The sequence below is a fragment of the Vibrio sinaloensis genome (assembly GCF_023195835.1).
GTDB lineage: Bacteria > Pseudomonadota > Gammaproteobacteria > Enterobacterales > Vibrionaceae > Vibrio > Vibrio sinaloensis_C.
Genome location: NZ_CP096200.1, coordinates 890,045 through 908,218, shown reverse-complemented (window position 1 = coordinate 908,218; position 18,174 = coordinate 890,045). Strand labels below are relative to the sequence as shown.

Here is an 18,174-nt window from a genome sequence, read left to right as displayed (position 1 = left end):
GAGCGAACGATCTAATCTGTGAGAGTTCTTTGCTTCTGACGACGCTTTTCTTCATACATACGTTGGTCAGCAAGCTTGAGCATCTCATCAATGTCTTTAAATTCAGGTCGATAGACCGCATAGCCAATACTGACTTTAAGATTGATCAGATGATGTTCGTAGATGACGGGCGTTTGGCAAATCGCCTTTTGCAATTCAATATTGATGATGTCGATATCTTCCACTTTCTCGATTCTCGACAGCAAAATAAGGAACTCATCGCCGCCTAAACGCGCCACAACATCACTCATGCGCAACACGCTTTTGAGTCGCTCGGCAGTGGCAATTAACACCTTATCGCCGGCTGAATGGCCATATGTGTCATTGATCGCTTTAAACTGGTCCAAGTCGATATTCAAAATGGCAAACGAGTCCGTTGACGTGCCTTTTTTCATCGCCTCAAAGTGCTCGTTGAGTGTGTACATAAAGTAACGACGATTCGGTAAGTGCGTCAGTTCATCTTGCAGTGAACGTTTGCTAGCAGTGATAAACAGGCGATAGGTTAAGGCAAACGCCATCACCAACAACAGGATCATCGGGTAGCCCATTAAGCGGACGATGTGAACCCGATACCATGCGCTATTAGCCAACAGATTTTGTTTGGCAGATGCCGCCAATACCCAACTGCCGTAGGGGAAATGAACAGACTCGACAGCAAATGCATTGTCAAACGTTGATTGCTCACCGTAGAAGAGGTCACCATCCATGCCCTTACTGTCTGCGCCGCGAATGGCTAGATTGTGTTTAAACTCAAAAGAAGCGATCCCCGCATCGGTAAACAGCGAAGAGAGGGAAATCACCACGCTGCATACCCCCCAATAGCGGGTGTTGTATGGCGGATCGGTGAATATGGGAACTCGGACAATCAAAGCGCGCCCCCCCTGAACGAGATTAACTGGGCCTGCGATGAATATCTCTTGGATTTGCTGAGCTTTTTTCACCGTGCGCCATTGTTCGGGAATAGTCCGATAGTCAAGACCGAGCGCCTTTTCGTTCCCTTTCAGCGGGTAAATATGTTCAATTACATCATTCGGTGCCAGGCCAATAAGCTCGACGTGACGACTTTTTCGCATCACGCTGGAGGCGATCAACGCCCAGCCGGAAAACTCAAAGTCTTGGTTGGCCGCGACTAACGTGGAGAGGCTATTTGCGACGTATACATCGGAGACGATGGCCGTTTCTATCTGAGAACGAACAATCGATAACTCCTCCTTGGCTTTGGCAAGCAAGCTATCACGAAGGAAGGATTTTTGGCTGCGATCAAGCGACTCCACCATCACAATAGAGAAAATGAATGAAATAACAAACAAGCTATAGATGAAATAGTGCTTGCCAAGGCGATAGGCCATTTGTCCCCCACAGCGTGCGTTGTAACAAGTGGGCGAAAAAGCGCTTTTCCCACTCACACGAAAGTCAATGTTAAATAGTTTTAGTTATTGTTTAAAAATACATTAAATTGGTGATGTTTTCATCGCTTAATCGATAAAAATGTTGATAGGTTCCCGTCATTTGATGCTGCTGCACCGCCATTAGCCGATGGCACTACATCAAATGTACTAACTGTTTTCGGGTTAATGAGCTGTTACAACGGAGGAAACAAGTAAAATTGACCCCAAGTTGACTCATAGCTCACATTCACCAGCGCAATACCAGATACATTCTGTGGCTTATCATTGATGATTAAGGTCCGATATTATGCGTCGATTGCTCATTGGTCTCTGGCTTGGTGTCGCTGTGCACTACTCGGCGCTCGCCGCCACCCAAACACCCACTTATCAAGCCTCTGCCGATTTGATTCGTCACACCTACGAAAGTCAACTTTTCACTTTACCCGCTTTCAAAGAGGGCCATTATGGTTTGCGTATGTATAGGCAAACCCGGGATGAAAGATACGCCGCAGCGGTATGGACCGACATGGCACGAGTCGCCAGTCGACTCAACCGATTCTCAGCCGAGGTTAACACCCCTGAGCAAATACTGCTGTACGCATCAAAAAGACTGAGTGGTTATGCCGATGAGACCGATGAACGTAGTGTAAGGCGCTATACTGTGACCGAGCATATGCCCGAATACATCTACTTGGGTGTCGATCTATTGGGCTCCATGGCTCGGGCCAATGAGTATGGGCTCAAGCATAAAGAGGACGAAAAACTGCGCGACGTTATTCGCCGCTACGACTTTAAACGTTACGCTACTAACCCTGACATGATCAAAGCTTGGGCCGCGCAACTCGCCAACCAAGTATTCTGGCTGCGTCAACTGGGCGAACAGGATGTGGTCGAGCCGTTTATCGAGGCATTCAGACAAACTTACCCAGACCAGAACGACGCAAAGCTAACTAAACAACAGTATGGCAATAAGATCTACGGCATGACCCACATCATATTTGCCGACTCCGAATATTACCAACACCTTGTCAGCGAACAGCAGTACCAATGGATCTACGATTATTTCCGCGACAACATCGACACCATATTGCTGAGAGCAAAAGAGGATGTGATTGCCGAAGTCGGCATCAGTTTCCTCCTTGCTGGACTCGACGATGACCCCGTGGTCGAAAAAACTCGCCAAGCCATTCAAGCGTCGATCAACCCAGAGCAAGGGATGATTCCGTCAGTCAGCGGCGATTTTGACCTTGAGCACGGTGAACATCGCAATGTATTGGCGGTGATGCTACTCGACTGGCAACAAGTCAATCACACGCCGACCGTAAAACGTGACCCTCGCTTTTTTTCAAATGTACCTTATGGTTTGGTTCCGATTCGATATTAGAGAAAACTTGCAGTTCACGCATTTGCCCCGTCGCGTTGTGGTGACACCGCGACGTCTTTTATTAGAATAATTGATTATAAGTAGACAATGATTGATAGCCGTTAATATCAACATTATCAATAACCAACAAGTGTCAACAAATTAGCATTCACTCTATTTCTATCCTAAATACAGTACGTTATAACAGCGTCAAAAAATATGCATTTGATATCACACATTACGTTATAAGCACTAAAACGCATATAAAGTGGCAAAGGTATTAAATTTCTTAAAATTTTTTCTTGGTTCAGACTTTATTTTTTCTTCTAGACTTTGCTTGAGGGACTACGTATCGAGGAAACTATCAATATGCCACAACTTGCTGGGCAAAAGATTGAGGAAATGGCCGACGTACAAGCTTTGCGGAAACGGAAAATCGTTCTGCTTTGCTCTGTAGTGGGGTTTGTTTACTTGAGCTTGTTCAGTTTTGTGCGTTTTAGCGAAAATGATTTGTTCCTTGGCTCTCTCAATTTCTTCTCGGCAAGTGTACTTTTAATCAATATTGTTTACCTTAGTCGCGATAAGAAACCGCTTTACGCCAGCATTGTATTGAGTGTGGTTCTCTCTATCCACGGGCTTTTGTTCCTAAATAGTGGTGATAGCATTACCGAACGACTGCTGTGGCTGTTCCCTATCATGGCGGTGCTGGTTTTGGTCAACCGTTTTCGAGTAGGCTTAGGCTTTGGCTTACTTTTCCTAAGTACAACGAGCTATTTCGTTGTCAGCAATACGTCGACACCTTTATCAATCCATAGCAGTGAAATTCGTTTTTTACTCAGTCTTGGTGCACTTGCCGTGCTGTGTACTATCCACGCATTCTATTCGAGCAAGATGCTCGATTTTATACAATCCTTGTATAAAGAAGGGATTGAGGATCTCGCCTACCTCGACCAATTGACTGGTCTGGCTAACCGTTGGAGTTTTGAAAACTGGGCGGTTGAAAAAATCCAGCAACAACAAAATACAGATTCGATAACCGCGTTGGTGTTTCTTGATATCGATAACTTTAAGTTTATCAATGATAGCTACGGTCATGATGTTGGTGATCGGGTTCTGAAACACTTCGCTCGTAGGCTGAAGAACAATGTGCGCAACAAAGACAGGAAGTCCAACAAACACGACTACTCAATTGCACGTTTTGCTGGCGATGAGTTCGTGTTGTTACTCTATGATGTCAAAACGGCCAAAGACTTAGAAAATATTCTCCATCGCGTTTGTAATCTATTTAGTAGTGGCTACCAAGGAACGGAGCGGATCAATCAACTCACCATCAGTGCTGGGGTGGCACTCTACCCAGAAGACGCAGACTCGCTGCCAGAGCTAACCCGATGTGCAGACAAGGCCATGTATGCGGCGAAGCACAGCGGAAAAAACCAGTATCGTTACTATCGCAACGACCACGCTAAATTACTCACCTCTGCTGATGGCCTTGCGAGTGTAACGCCGATAAAAAAGGCTAGCGGGTCATGTACATGACCCATAAAGACAGGGCCATGGCGACAATCAACCACGCGGCATAGCGTATGGTGTTTGGCTTATCCTTCTTAGGCTTGACGACTGGCTTTAACGCAGCTCGGCGTGCGGCTCGTGCCGTCGCGATAATGGTGCCTTTATCTTCACTCTCTTCACGCTTTTTTTGCGCTTTTGAAGCCGCTTTCCCAAAACGATGAAGTTGGTCTAGGGTCAACTCTTGATTGGGGTCGTACCGGCTTCGCGAATCATTGTGCTTAGGAACAACAGCCATAAGCGCCTCCTTGCAAATCAACTTCTATCTACTAAGTATAGTCAAAACTGTTATACGTCACTTTGGTTATAACTGAACCAATTATCGACAAAACCGCAACGAGCATTGTCGACTAGTCGAGGCGACAAATAGTAAAAAAGCCGTCACAAGACGGCTTTTCAAGGGATGTTTTCAGCGCTTAACTCAAGTATTCACACAAGTAAGCGGTCGCTTGCTCGACCTTGAGATCAAATGAAGAGTCCCCTGCAACATTAAACGACTCTCCTGCGCGATAGGTTACCCAATCAGCATCGGGGGCGAGTTTCACCGTCAATGCGCCCTTCACCACTGTCATGCATTCTGGAGCTGCGGTACCGAATGTGTATTCCCCCGGCAGCATCACACCGACGCTTGATTGCTCATCTTGTTGGCTAAAAGCCAGCGATTGTACTTGCCCTTCAAAGTATTGGTTCGCTTTAATCATTGTATCCTCCATGATTCATTTACAAATTGGCGATGTGCTCCTTTTATCTCAAATTGTCCCGATCAGCAATCATTGGTTGCAGTCACTACGAGTTATCAATAACCAGAATCCACCAAACTCACCGAACTTTGCAATCATTTAAGCTATCTTGTCGCTTCACTGCTATACGATTTGCTACACTTTAGCGCCAATAACCATTAAAACCTCTTGCGCACAAGATGAACTAAAATTGACTATTAAGTTGAGATGAAAAGTCGCGGTTCTTGGGTCGAGTTCAAACTTCTTCCTCTCGCGATTGCGTTGAGCGTCGATCTCTTCCAATCTAGCTAACCGCGACTTGCGGTATCCTTTTTGAGGGGATGAGTACATACCATTATGACCCATAACTCTATGTTTAAAACTGTCGCCATCAGTGTATTTGTCTTGTTGGCTGTTGGCTTTGGCAGCTTGCTGTACTTCAGTTACCAAGACTATGTTCACCCTAAACATGTCTATGGACGGTGGATTGAGGTTGGCGCTCCCCCCTACCAGACTGAAGTGCTAGAGCTTAACGCCAGCGGGGTGTTTCGCAACGAGCGCTTGGTTGCAACCCATTTTGATTTTGACGGCAAGCAAGTGTTCATCGAAACCGGCAACGGCATAGCCATCTATCAGATAGCAGGTACGTTCGACTCGCCCCAGTTGCGACGCTTGCAACCCAATAGCCCAACTCAGCGCTTTATTAAAGAGGGTTTTGAAGAAACTATCGATATGGAAGGAGGAGGCTCGGCTAAGAACCGCCGCTCGGCTCTGGCTGACCACTTTGGTAATCAATAACCGCGAGGTGTGAACTAGTATCGGTATCGGTTACCTCTTATAATAGCCCCACCTATTATCCGAGCATCTACTATCCACACAATGAATGCCATACTCGAAAACCTTCCAGCTCCTCCCATCGCCACCTGGCTTGAAAATATAGATAGTAATGTCATCACAATTACCATCGCCAGCTTGGTCGTTTGGCTGATTTGGCGTTTGGTCTATCGCCAACTGGAAAAACTGGTCGATAGAACTCGTTTTCATTGGGATGACCTGGTGCTCGCCGCCATTAAGCGGCCTGTGAGTACTCTAATATGGTGCTGGCCTGCCACCATATCAGCAGGCCTGCTGCTCCAGGATTACACCCTATCTAAACTGGATTGGTTAACTACGCTCAAACACTTCTTGCTTATCGGTATCTTTCTCTGGATCGTTATCGGCCTGATTAACAATCTTGAGTCATATGTACTTGATCAAAATAAACGAGATGAAACCACCGTTCAGGCAGTGGCAAAAATCGCTCGGTTATTTTTTGTGGTTATCGCCACCCTGACAATTATGCAAGCGTTCGGCCTTAGCCTATCTGGACTACTCACGTTTGGCGGTGTCGGTGGTCTGGTGGTCGGTTTTGCAGCGAAAGATCTACTCTCAAACTTTTTTGGCGGGATGATGATTTATTTTGATCGTCCGTTTAAGGTTGGGGACTGGATTCGCTCTCCTGATCGTGAGATTGAGGGCACCGTTGAGCGCATCGGCTGGCGGATGACCATCATTCGAACCTTCGATAAACGCCCGCTCTACGTACCCAATTCGGTATTCAGTAGCATAGTGGTGGAAAACCCTTCGCGAATGCAAAATCGCCGTATCAAAGAAGATATCGGCATCCGCTATAAGGATGGCGATAAAGTTGAGCTGATCGTGACTGAGATTAAGCAAATGCTGAAGTCGCACCCAGATATTGATGCTAAACAAACCCTTATCGTTAACTTCAACGGTTTTGGCCCCTCATCGCTGACCTTGATGGTCTATACCTTTACCAAGACGGTGAACTGGATTCGCTACCACAACGTTAAGCAAGATGTGCTGCTGAAAATCTACGCCATTATCAAACAACATGATGCGGATATCGCGTTTCCTACTCAAACCATTCATGTTGAGCCGCAGCACGCTGGCGAACTCGCCTCTCCACACTCAACCTAGCCCGTGTCCAATGTGCGGCAGATCATATCTCTGCCGCATTGAGCGTATTCCCGAGTCACAAGGGATTGACCTTGTCCCAAAAAGTAAACGATGATGTCTACTTCAGTAATGACTCACGCACCCGCCCGCGACGGCTGCGCCAATGTATCGACCATGAGCAAACGAAGCGATATAAAACAAGAAGATATCATCCGATCAGCGATTGAGGTGTTTTCAGCCAAAGGGTTTGATCAAGCCAGTATGGAGGGCATCTCCAAACAGGCAGGCGTTTCAAAGCGAACTCTGTACAAGTATTATCCCAATAAAGAAGCGCTGTTTGACGTGATTATCGATAATCTGCTGTGTCGGTTCGACGATCAGTATGAGGTCAGGTTTGAGCCCTCAATTGCGCTTGAACAACAGCTGTTGGAGTACACTCTCAAACAACTGTGCTACATCAGCAATCAAGACTTTCAACTGACCGCGAGGTTGGTGATGGCGGAGTGCATTCGCTGCAAAGAGAACTCCAAATTACTGGTCGCCAAGTTTGAATCTATTGAAGATGCTCACGGCTTGCAGCAATGGGCTCAGCAGGGTGTGGATGCGGGGATGCTCGATATCCAAGACGTTTCAGCAGCGATAGAGCAATATATTGGCGCCATAAAAGCCGCTGTGTTCTGGCCACAGCTGATTGCCCACCTTCCCCCTGCCTCCCCAGAGCAGGTGGAGCAAACCGCGAAACTGGCTGTCACAAGCTTTGTTGCAACTTATCAGAGCGACAAACACTCCTAACCGCTTTCAAACTGAAAGCTCCCCGAAACAGGGGAGCTTTAGTTTAGTTGTTATCGTGCAGCATAACATGCTCTAGCAGCGACGAAACCATGTCATGCTGCGACATCGCATCAAAGCCACTGTCGAGTTGGTGAGCCAGGTTTTCCACCACAATTGACTGCTCTGGCGCATCAGCGCCCGCAGAGTGGATCTGAAGCTCTACGTTATCGCCATCGACTTTAACATCTAGGTGTTCCAGCAAGCTGTCCATATCCAGTGAGGGTTGCTTGAGCTCTGGCAGCACTGCGCGCAAGTCAATCTTATCCCCTTCACTCACTTGGAAACCTTTGATGGTATCGAGCGAACCATCATCGATATGCTCCCAAACATAGGTATCCATGCCAGTGCCACCCACAAGAATATCTGAGCCTAAGCCGCCATAGAGGATATCGTCTCCGTCACCGCCTTGTAGATGGTCATCACCCGCGCCACCGATAAGGGTGTCATTGCCGTCACCGCCGACTAACAGATCGTCACCACTTCCACCAGTTAGCGTGCTATTCGCGCCACTGCCCTCCAGTCGCACTGCATGAGTCGCGGTGCTTTGATCAATGTTCAAATCAGCCAAACTATCAACCACGGTTAAGTTAAGATCGATATGCTGAGCAGATTCGGCCCGATCAACCACACTGCCTGAGGAAGATGCCTCCGAAACCGCCGTGAGCTGCAAGGTGTGGTCGCCCTCTGGCGCACCTTTGATCGTCAGGCCTTGAATAGCATCTGATGACACGTGCCATACATCACCATCCGGTCTGACCCAACCAGTGCTGCTCTCAATCGTTGCTCCCGCCGGTACGCCTTTCACTTCCAGGGTAAGCGCTTCGCTGCTATCGGTTAGAGCGGCCATGATGCCCACCACCGCAATGCCATTGAGGCTGGCATTGTGACTGACGGTCATGTGCCGGTTGTAATCATATTGAGGCTTCATCGACAGCGTCGGCGCGTCGGCTACCGGATTGACGGCAATGGTGTAACTCTTTGGATCCGCTTCAAGCGCCAGGCCAGAAGAGTTCCAGCTGTCTTTTGCCGTCACCTCGAGTTCGATGCTATTGGCCGACACTGAGCTCGCATCGACAAAGACGCCAACACTAGCGCTACTTGGTTTATCCAGCAGTGCGTTTAAGTCAGTCAGTGTGCCCGACAAAGTGAGTGTGTCAGTGCCTTCGCCAGTCGCAGTCACGCTCGAGCCTACTGGCTTAACCAAAGAGAGCGTGCCGTCACTAATACTCAGCGTCACTGTCATTAAGTCATTACTGGACGCGCCGACATAGTCCACGTCACTGACTGAAATGCCGCTGATCTGCTGGTTAACATCTTCATTAATGTGTGAGGTAATATCGTCAATATCGAGCACCGGCTTATCATTGACTGGCGTTACATTGATAACAAAATCGGCCTGATTGGTGGACGAGGTTGAGCTATCACCGGGGATGTGGGTACCGTTGTTACCGCCATCATTGATGGCCGCTTTCACAGAGACTTGGCCATTAAAATCAGGTTCAGGCACAAAGATAACCTTGCCCGTCGCCAGAGCTGCATTGATATCCGCCAGTTTACCCGTAGCGATCAAGCTGCCATCAGCGGCGACGCTGAACTGAACGTTCGCATCGCTGAGGAAAGTAAATGCACCTGAACTTGCGCTCAGCGTGAGCTGATAGCTGGCATCTGGGTCGTCATAGGTGGCGTCGATATCCGCAATCGAAAATTGATTGATTGCGAGGCCGCCTAGAACATCTTCCGATGTTGCTAAGTCAATCACGTTGGCAAAGGTTGGCTGGTCATTGACGGGATCAATCACCAAATCGACATCAAATTCAGACTTAGGACCAAGTGCCCCATTGTCCACCGACTGAATGGCAATATGAATCGGGCCATCAATCCCCAACGCATTGCCTTGATCACTGTTATGGTCACCAGAGTTAAAGATGATCTTATCCAGTTGCTGGGCATCTATTTCCAGAGTCCAAACCCCAGTGCTTGCGTTATAGTCTGCAAGTTTGCCATCGGGATAATAGATGGAAGCACCATCGGGCACTTGCGTCACTTCCACGCGCAGCGTTTCGGCACCGTTTTCTAAGTAAGTCCCACTGCCAGAAGCAGACATAGCGCGATCAATCACTGCTGCGTTAAGGGCAATATCGACATTTTGCCCTTCCATCCCAGATGCGCTGGTGGTGACATCGCTATCAATCGTGTCACCAATCGGATTGACGGTTAACTTAAAGCTCGGAAGATTGGCCGCTGCCGTGGGTACGCCCAGTAGTGACTCTTGAGTAAATACCGTGACACCAAACTCCGCAGTACCACTGAAATGCTTAGGCGGCTGAACGCTAATCTTGCTCAGATCAATCTCGTCTTTGACGCCACTTGGCAGTTTTACGCTCCACTCGCCGCCACCGTTGTTTTTCACCGTATAACCATCGGTTGCGTTAAGTAAGAAGCCATCCGGTACCCCGGTAAACTTAATCGAAATAAAGCTTTCTGAGCCATCGGTATCAGTGAGCTGGATTGCGACAGAACCAGAAGTGCTCCCTAACGAAATCGCCTGGTCTTCATCCCCGACAATCTCAATCACCTGACTCGGATCGCTTCCAGGTCCGGTGACAACCACTGGGTCGAGTACCGGAGTCACTTCAAAGCTCACTTGTGAGGTAAAGGTATCTTTGTGTTCGGCTGAGCCTTGATGCCCTGGGACGTTAAACTGTGCACTATCGGTGACTTGAGCGCTAACATCGACCAATACCTTGTTTTGGTTGTTGGCCGTTGGGGTGTTGTGGTTTGCTCTAAACAACACCTCATCGAGCGCGCCTGCTGCAATCTGTTGCTGACTAAAGGTCACTGTGGTTCCAAGCGCATGCCCACTGCGATCGTAGAATTGTCCAAGCGTTGGATCTGCGAGTGACAAGGTCATCGCTGTCAGCGCTTCCACGCCTCCCTCAACGCCCGTGACTTGGTCGGCAAACACCGAGCCAAAGGCAAGCTGAATGTAGCTGTCTTCATAACCCAGTTTATCGGCGCCCGCTTGCCCATCTTGGTCGATAGGATTGAAGCTGTCGTCGAGTGAGCCTGTCACCTCAACCTTGATTGTGGGCGCGTGGTCCGTCTGCACATCAGCGATTGGCTTAACTTGAACCACCACCGACTCAGCGCGAGTGAGTTCGTCGCCCGACACTCTGTCGGTCGTGATCACGGTAATCGGCAACTCAAAATCACCCGAGTAGTCTTTCGGCGGAGTAATGGTTAGCCCATCCAAACCGGCGATCTTGCCGTCTGCGGTGAGTGTCGCTTTGAACACATACCGACCATCGGTAAAGTCTTCACTGGCGCCTTCGATACCAATCTTACCCACCGAGGTATTGCTATCGATAACCAGTGTAATAACATCTTCGTGACCATCATGAGATAGCACTTTCAATAGAGGCTCAAGCTGCGTGCCAAGGTCTATTTGCGTATCCTCGGTGCCTGTCACGATTTGATTGTCGGTCAAATCAAGTTCACCGGCTTTGTAATCACCGTCATCAAGATGCGCAGGAAACGACAAAGTGACGCTGGTAGAGCGTTGCTCGACATCACTGCGCTTACTGCCGTCATCCCCTTTATCTACCACTTCGGCGAAGATCGTCAGTCCGATATCACTGTGTTGCTTGCCGTTGAGCGAATAAGACAAACCATTGGGCGCTTTAATGCTAAATGCTTGTTCATTAGTGATAACCCAGCGCCCAGCGCCTTCGTAAACGGCGCCATCAATAAACAACTGGTCCATCACCTGCTCACCAGTCACGCTAAACTGCACCACTAGCTGAGTCACCACTTCATTCGGCTCACCCGCTGATCCAGAGTCATCCGTCTCTTGATAACGAATCACAAATTCTCCGCTTTGATTCGCTTTAGCGCTGTTGGTGGTGAAGTGAATACTGCCGTCCGGATTGGCGGCAACACTGCTGCCTGCAACGCCCGCTTCGCTCTCAACCACCAGTCGATTATTGGCATCTCGTGGCTCGACAACCGGATTCACTTTGACAGTTATCGTTCCGTGCAAGGTCGCTTGCGCGCGCTCTATCTCATTCGTGGGCTGGCCAATCGCATGCTCATGGTTAACCTCTTCAATCTTGACTTCGGTTTGCAACACAAAGTCAGTACTCGAGTCTTTGGCCGGTACAATCTGCACAAAACCAGGCTTGAGCGCATCCTGAGTAAAGTCTTGCACCGACTGACCGCTGGCTGATGTGATGTTGATGCTGCCATTGATGACATTAACTAGCGTTCCTGCCACATAGACGGTCGCTCCGTCAGGGATACCACTAATGGTAATCGATGTGACATGTTCATCACTGTCTGGGTAATCGACCCCTTCCGGATACCAGCGAATATTGATTGGGCTATCTTCATCACCTTGTGAGCTGTTTAGATAGTCTTGGGTGGTATTAATCGCAGGCTCAACTTTGACCCGTACTAACTGCTCAAACGTTCGGCTGTGGCCGTCATTTTCCGTGACAATAATGGTGGCGGTTAAATCGATATTCTCAGTCGACGAGTGCACCGGTTTGATAATAATACCGGTCTGGTTTTGTTCTTGAGTGATGTTGGCCTCGTAAACGGGCTGGCCATTGGCATCGTAACCGGTAAAGTTGAGATCGATAACCTTGCCATCAGCGTCTTCGATAACCACACCCGGTGGAATGTTTGACAGCAACACAGTCACAGACTCGGAGTGATCATTGCTGTTATCCGCATGCTCGCCAGAGTGAATAGTGAAGTTCAACTTCGCGTCGTTGTTTTCCTTGACGGTAATTTCCAGACCCTGCTGGCCGTTTTCTTCGAAGCTGGTCCATCCCGAGCCGGAAGCATCCCCTTTGGGAATATCCACCACCCCTTTGACCTCAACGTTAACCGTTTTGGTCTCAAGAACTTGCTCATTTACCGCCACACCACTAGTCAGAGTGGCGCTATCTTTGACCACACCCGTCACCTTAAAGGTAAAATCCTCGTTACTATGTAACTTCGGGATCACTTCGACGTTGTGCAACTGGTCGTAGGCAATTTCTTGGTAAGTGTGGCCATTCTCTGTCACCTCAGTGATAAGACTGCTGCCCGCTCCCGCCCACTTTAATTGAGCGCCTTGGGTGAGATCCGAAATACGCACATACAGGGTTTCCGAGCCGTCACCGTCTAACGAAGGCGACATGGAAATCACTTCATCAAGCGTCAGTGGATTGCGATCGCTAGTCGGGTCTAGCGTATCTTGCGAGGCGGCGTTATCTTCAAAAATATGGATGCGACTAACGCTAAAGCTGGCTTTATCCGCCTGCGGCGTGACATCAAAGACCAACTCTTTTGGCTCTGAATGTGCCTCGCGCTTACCCGCCAATGGATTGTTGCGCTCCCGGGTGACAGCAACCGCTTCAAGCTTAATGGTGCCGGCGAAATGGTCATCTGGATTGACCTGAATGGCATTTATGTCTTTTGACGAGACATGATAAACGCCGTTTTTATCTGCACTCAGCGGATTGCCATCTTTACCAATCAGCTCAAAATGCCCTGCTCCGTCAGTCACTCGCAGCTCATAACGAATGGTTTCTGGTCTGGTGCTATCTTGGGTTACCGCTTGAAGATCTAACTTGGCGCTATCGCCATCTTCGGTTAACACGTAATGATATTGGCTGTTGCCATCATCCCAGGTTGCGATATCTGCAACGCTCTCCACCTCAATATTGAAGCTCGAGTCCAAGGTATGATCTAGCGTTCCATGGTTATCGATTTGCAGCTGATAGTTGATGTCTACCCCTCGGCCATTGGTCGAAAGATTTCGATCCGGCACAAAATAGAGGTTTTCAATCGTGGCGGTGGTATGGCCGTCCGTTGTGCTAAAGCTCTGCACAATCTGATCTTTTGCCAACACTAAGTCGCCATCTGCATTGGTCTCTAACTGATGGTACACACCGTCTTTTAGATAGAAAAAGCTACCGCGATGCTGGCCATGTTGAATCACTAGCTGGCCAATTTTTTCTGCGTTATCTTGGTCAAACAAGTTCACCGCTAACGCCACTTTGGCCGGCGAGTCGGCCAAGCCTTGTTGATTGTCTTGCGCGTTTTCTCGCTCTGGCTCATCGCCTGTCGCGTATTTAATTTGGCTATCGCGACCAGCATCTTCAAAGGTTTTGACTGCCAAAGCAATCGGCTGCGCTTTATGGTCGGTAATGGTGATGTCTAATGGCACGACAGAAGTATCTTTGTCGCCGTCGGTCGCGGTTAGATTGACGGTAAACTTAATCTCGTCGCCGCTGTGCTTAAGGTTTGGAGCAGCAGCGAATGTCACTGAGCCATCGGTATCCACTTTTAGCCAGCCTATATGACGCTGAGTAACCTGACCATCTGAACCTGTGGTCTGTTCATACACAAACAGATCGTGAGAACCTGACGCCAAATCAACGCTGGATGCAAGGTCACCATTGCCTTCCCTAAAGACAATTTGTACGCCATGACTATCTTGGGTACCCTCAATCGAGGTCAAAGCAGCATTGTCGGCGCCCTTATCTGTTTGGGCGGCAAACAGTTGGACGGTATTGCTCCAGTGCTCTCCCTCTTCAACGGTTAGCGACTGCTGCGTTAAGGTCGGAATATCATCAACCACGCGAATCGGCAGAGTGATCACATTACTCTCATCGCCATCAAAGTCAGTGGCCTTGATAGTAAAATTGAGCTGAACACTGTTTTCTCCACCACCAGCAAGGTGATCGAGGGATTTAACCAGTTCAAAACGGTAACTATTGTCAGCCGTGTCGAAAACGATGCTAAACACCGCCTCTCCGCTTGCGGTTTCCGCGGTGTAACTAAACTCGGTCCCACTTTGGGTCACAGCGCGCCATGAGAGCGCTTCACCGCCACTGGTCAAATCTTCAAGAATTTTATCCGCATCAGCGAGTTGATATTTAACGACACTGTCTGCGCCTTCACTCACATCGAATGTGCCGCTAACTTGTGGTCGCTGACTCTGATCAGAGCCGACAGTGGCAAGGTCATCCTCATCGACAACATGAGTCTGGCTAATATTGGCTAAGGTAGGTGTATCGTCGACCAACTTAATCGGTAAGTTGACCGCTAAAGAATGATCCCCATCGCTGTCGACCGCGATTACCGGAAGGTTAACGACTAGGTTATCTTGCCCTTGGGTCGGATGGTCAACTTGATCAAGCAATGTCACCTGGTATTTATCAAAGTGAGTTTGATCGAGCTGAATCGAAAGTATGTCGATCTCTTTACCCGTATCGGTGGTGATATAGCCGCGATACACGCCGGATGACAACGCCTCAAACACCACTGGCTTCCCAGCAGAGGTGAGCGTCGAACTGCTATTGAGCGTATTGAGATCTATGTGCAGTGCGACCACTTTGTCACTGCCCGTCGCCACATCAATCGAACCGCTGGCTGTCGTCACGATTCCACCAAGCGTTGAGCCATCACTGAGGCCGCCCTCAAACAGCTCAGTTGCGCTGATGCTATTGATGACGGGGTTGCTGCCATCTTTAATGGCAAGCTCTACCGTGCTGGTGAGCGTATCACCATCTTGGTCGGTGACCGTGACAACAATGGTATGTTGGATGGTTTCACTGCTAGAGTGGTCCCGATTACTGTTGGCAACAAAGGATAATCGTCCATCTGTGGTGATCACCACGGTACCATCGGTAACCGAGTAGTGGGTTTGGCCCGAACTCACTGTGTACGGAGTGCCATCAAATGTGAACGCGCTAACCTTACCTTGGTCGGCACCAGCATGAGTGATCACGTCAACTTGGTTGCTGGTTGCTGTACTCTCATGGTTTGGCTCGGTCACACTTAAGCTGCCATTGGCAACGACTTGCAGATCATCGCCAATACGCACCATCAACTGACTCGGCGCTGAGTGGTCATTGTCGCTGTCCACCACATAAACAGGAATGGCGATATCAAGGCTATCTTGACCTTGAGCAGGGTGGTCGACCTCTTTGTGTAGTGTCACCCGATACTCACCCAGCTTTTCTAAGTTGATGGTCAACACCTCGATCTGTTTATCCCCGAGCTTGATATAACCCTTATAGACTCCTGCCGAGTCCTGTTCGAGTAACACTTTCTGACCTGCGGATGTCAGTGTTGATGAACGATTGAAAGCATCGACATCAATACCCATCGAGACCACTTGATCGCTACCCGTGAGGAAATCAATCTTGCCCGTCGCGGTTATGTCCGTGTCACCCACTTTCGAACCATGGTCTAGCCCAGCTTCGAACAATTCTGCGCCGCTAATGCCACTGATCACTGGGTCTTGCCCATCGGCGATGGTGATATCAACCTTACTGGTCAATTGGTCACCGTCTTGGTCGGTCACAGTGACCACCATGGTGTGCTGGATGGTGTCGCCCGCCGAGTGGTCAAGATCGCTATTGGCAACAAATGACAGCTTGCCATCGGCACTCAATTTAACTGTGCCATCGGCGACGGAATACTCGGTTCTTCCCTCTTCAAGCAGGTACACCTTGTCATCAAAGGTGAACGAGGTCACTTGACCATGATCGGCACCCGCTTGGCTAATCACATCGATTTCGCTGCTCGCCTGCGTCGACCCATATTCTGGCTCTGTAAGGCTTAAACTGCTGTCAACCACCACCTGCTGGTCATCGCCGACATTAATCACTAACTGCGAGCGTTGTGACTGGTCATTATCCGCATCGGTCACGTAAACCGGTAGTGAAATCGTTAGCGTGTCCATTCCCTGCTGACGCTGGTCAAGCTCATCCAGAAGCTCGACTTTGTACTCTGCGCTAAAGGCGGTATCGCTGTTAGTTACCGGACCAATCGTGACTTTGATGACATCGACTCGCTTATCGCCAAGCAGGATGTAACCCAAATATACGCCCGACTGGCCGTCAACGGCTTCGAGAGTCATCACTTGACCTTGGGCAGTAATTGCTGACTGCTGCTGCGCGGCATTAAACGCATCGACATCAATCTGCATCTGCGTAATCTGATCACTGCCCAACGCACCATTCAAGCTACCAGTAAATTCAGTGTTAGTTGGGCCGACAACAGAGCCATCCACCAGCCCCGCTTCATAGACCGCAGCATTGTCAATGGAGGTAAACTCAGCATTAGCGCCATCCGCTATCGTGATTTGAGCATCAATCGGGGTTCGAATCGCATTGCCGCCGCTGTCTTTGCCCTCAAGCTCAAACGAGATAACAATTTGATCATTGCTAAACGCAACCTGACCGCCACCGACAGAAGGAATATGATCTATGGGCTGGTAGACGGTTGTGACCAGATCTAGGGAAACATCATCTCCGAGATTATTGGCTTCAATTGCAATAGTGAGTACTTGCTCTCCATTGAGAACACCGACAATGGCATTTTGCGTAGAGTCATAGCTAAAGCTCACCGCTTGGCCGTTAGATGTGATGTCTGAATTGAGCTCGCTCAACAGTGACGCCAGAGAAACAGATTTCGGCACAAACGAACCTGCATCAAGGGCCAAATCGCCTGCGGTAATCGTCACCGAATTGGTCGTCGATTGAGGATAGGTACCGAGCGAGAAAGCGCCTTCGGTTAAAGTGCTACTTATGGATTCACCACCATTGGCAAACACAAACGGACGTTGCGAATCGTCATTGTCATCGACGGCTTGGGTTGAAAAACCTGAGGTTTCAAAGAAGGTGCTCGCCAACACTTCTGCACCATTGTAGTCGATGGTGACAAAACCTGCGTTGGCAGAGCCCGCTGAGCCACCTGCGGCGGTTGCTTCGAGGATCTCTGTCGGGTCGGCGCCCGCCAAAATTGCATCTTGAATGGCCGCTAGCTCTTCTGGCGTAAATGCCGCGTTATTGAGCTGCGATGGGTCAAAGCTGACTTCGCCGGCAATAGGTGCTGTGCCCCAGCCGTTTAGGCCATCTTCAACGGCGATGCTATTCGCATCAACACTAAACTCTGCTCTGGCGTTTTCTAGCAGTAGGTTCGACTGATTGGATGTGAGGATGATTTCACCCGAGTTCACTGCATCACCGACTGACACTTTTCTTGCAACACCTTGAGGGTTTACAACGACTACATCACCACTCACCTGTTTTACAACAGCAGGCTGGCGTACAACATCTACATCCATAAAGGTCCCCGATAAATCACCCCAAAACAGCATTAGGGCATAGTAATATTTTGTTTCATTTTTAAAGTTATGCGCTAAAAGTAACAAACTTTGCTCACAAAACCACTCTTAAATATCAACCTATAAGTTAATAAGACTTAACTAATATGAGTGAATCCAAGTAAAGCTGGGGTACACAAA

9 protein-coding genes are annotated in these 18,174 nt (G+C 48.9%); 5 read left to right on the top strand and 4 right to left on the bottom strand.

Going from position 1 to position 18,174, the window contains the following annotated elements; all coding sequences use genetic code 11:
* Positions 1-11: 11 nt before the first annotated feature.
* A complete protein-coding gene (locus MTO69_RS17595) occupies positions 12-1,388 on the bottom strand; it encodes a diguanylate cyclase (RefSeq protein WP_248334731.1) in 1,377 nt (458 codons plus the stop codon).
* A 346-nt stretch (positions 1,389-1,734) separates the two neighbouring features.
* Here MTO69_RS17595 and MTO69_RS17590 point away from each other — a divergent pair, with 346 nt between their 5' ends.
* Both MTO69_RS17590 and MTO69_RS17585 read left to right on the top strand, forming a co-directional pair.
* Positions 1,735-2,811, top strand: coding sequence for a DUF3541 domain-containing protein (locus tag MTO69_RS17590; RefSeq protein ID WP_248334730.1), 1,077 nt, complete (start codon positions 1,735-1,737; stop codon positions 2,809-2,811).
* Between the two features lie 348 nt (positions 2,812-3,159).
* Positions 3,160-4,326, top strand: coding sequence for a GGDEF domain-containing protein (locus MTO69_RS17585; RefSeq protein ID WP_248334729.1), 1,167 nt, complete (start codon positions 3,160-3,162; stop codon positions 4,324-4,326).
* Here the strand turns inward: MTO69_RS17585 and MTO69_RS17580 are convergent.
* Together MTO69_RS17580 and MTO69_RS17575 are read right to left on the bottom strand one after the other, a co-directional pair.
* On the bottom strand, positions 4,307-4,594 hold the full coding sequence (locus MTO69_RS17580; protein WP_248334728.1) for a hypothetical protein: 288 nt from the start codon (positions 4,592-4,594) through the stop codon (positions 4,307-4,309). The genes MTO69_RS17585 and MTO69_RS17580 overlap by 20 nt on opposite strands.
* Before the next feature lie 178 nt (positions 4,595-4,772).
* Positions 4,773-5,057: a pyrimidine/purine nucleoside phosphorylase gene (locus MTO69_RS17575; RefSeq protein WP_248334727.1), complete on the bottom strand. Its 285-nt coding sequence runs from the start codon at positions 5,055-5,057 to the stop codon at positions 4,773-4,775.
* 375 nt (positions 5,058-5,432) lie between these two features.
* On the opposite strand from MTO69_RS17575, the gene MTO69_RS17570 reads away from it, so the two are divergent.
* The 3 genes from MTO69_RS17570 to MTO69_RS17560 all read left to right on the top strand — a co-directional run bounded on the left by MTO69_RS17570 (position 5,433) and on the right by MTO69_RS17560 (position 7,826).
* The gene (locus MTO69_RS17570) at positions 5,433-5,873 is read left to right on the top strand and encodes a DUF2850 domain-containing protein (protein WP_248334726.1); all 441 of its coding nucleotides are present in this window, start codon (positions 5,433-5,435) and stop codon (positions 5,871-5,873) included.
* A gap of 81 nt (positions 5,874-5,954) precedes the next feature.
* On the top strand, positions 5,955-7,055 hold the full coding sequence (locus MTO69_RS17565) for a mechanosensitive ion channel family protein (protein WP_248334725.1): 1,101 nt from the start codon (positions 5,955-5,957) through the stop codon (positions 7,053-7,055).
* A 153-nt stretch (positions 7,056-7,208) separates the two neighbouring features.
* Positions 7,209-7,826: a TetR/AcrR family transcriptional regulator gene (locus tag MTO69_RS17560; protein WP_248334724.1), complete on the top strand. Its 618-nt coding sequence runs from the start codon at positions 7,209-7,211 to the stop codon at positions 7,824-7,826.
* Positions 7,827-7,869: 43 nt separating this feature from the next.
* Here the strand turns inward: MTO69_RS17560 and MTO69_RS17555 are convergent, their stop codons facing one another.
* Positions 7,870-17,994 (bottom strand): retention module-containing protein, encoded by a 10,125-nt coding sequence (locus MTO69_RS17555; protein WP_248335666.1) that lies wholly within the window; start codon positions 17,992-17,994, stop codon positions 7,870-7,872.
* Positions 17,995-18,174: the final 180 nt, after the last annotated feature.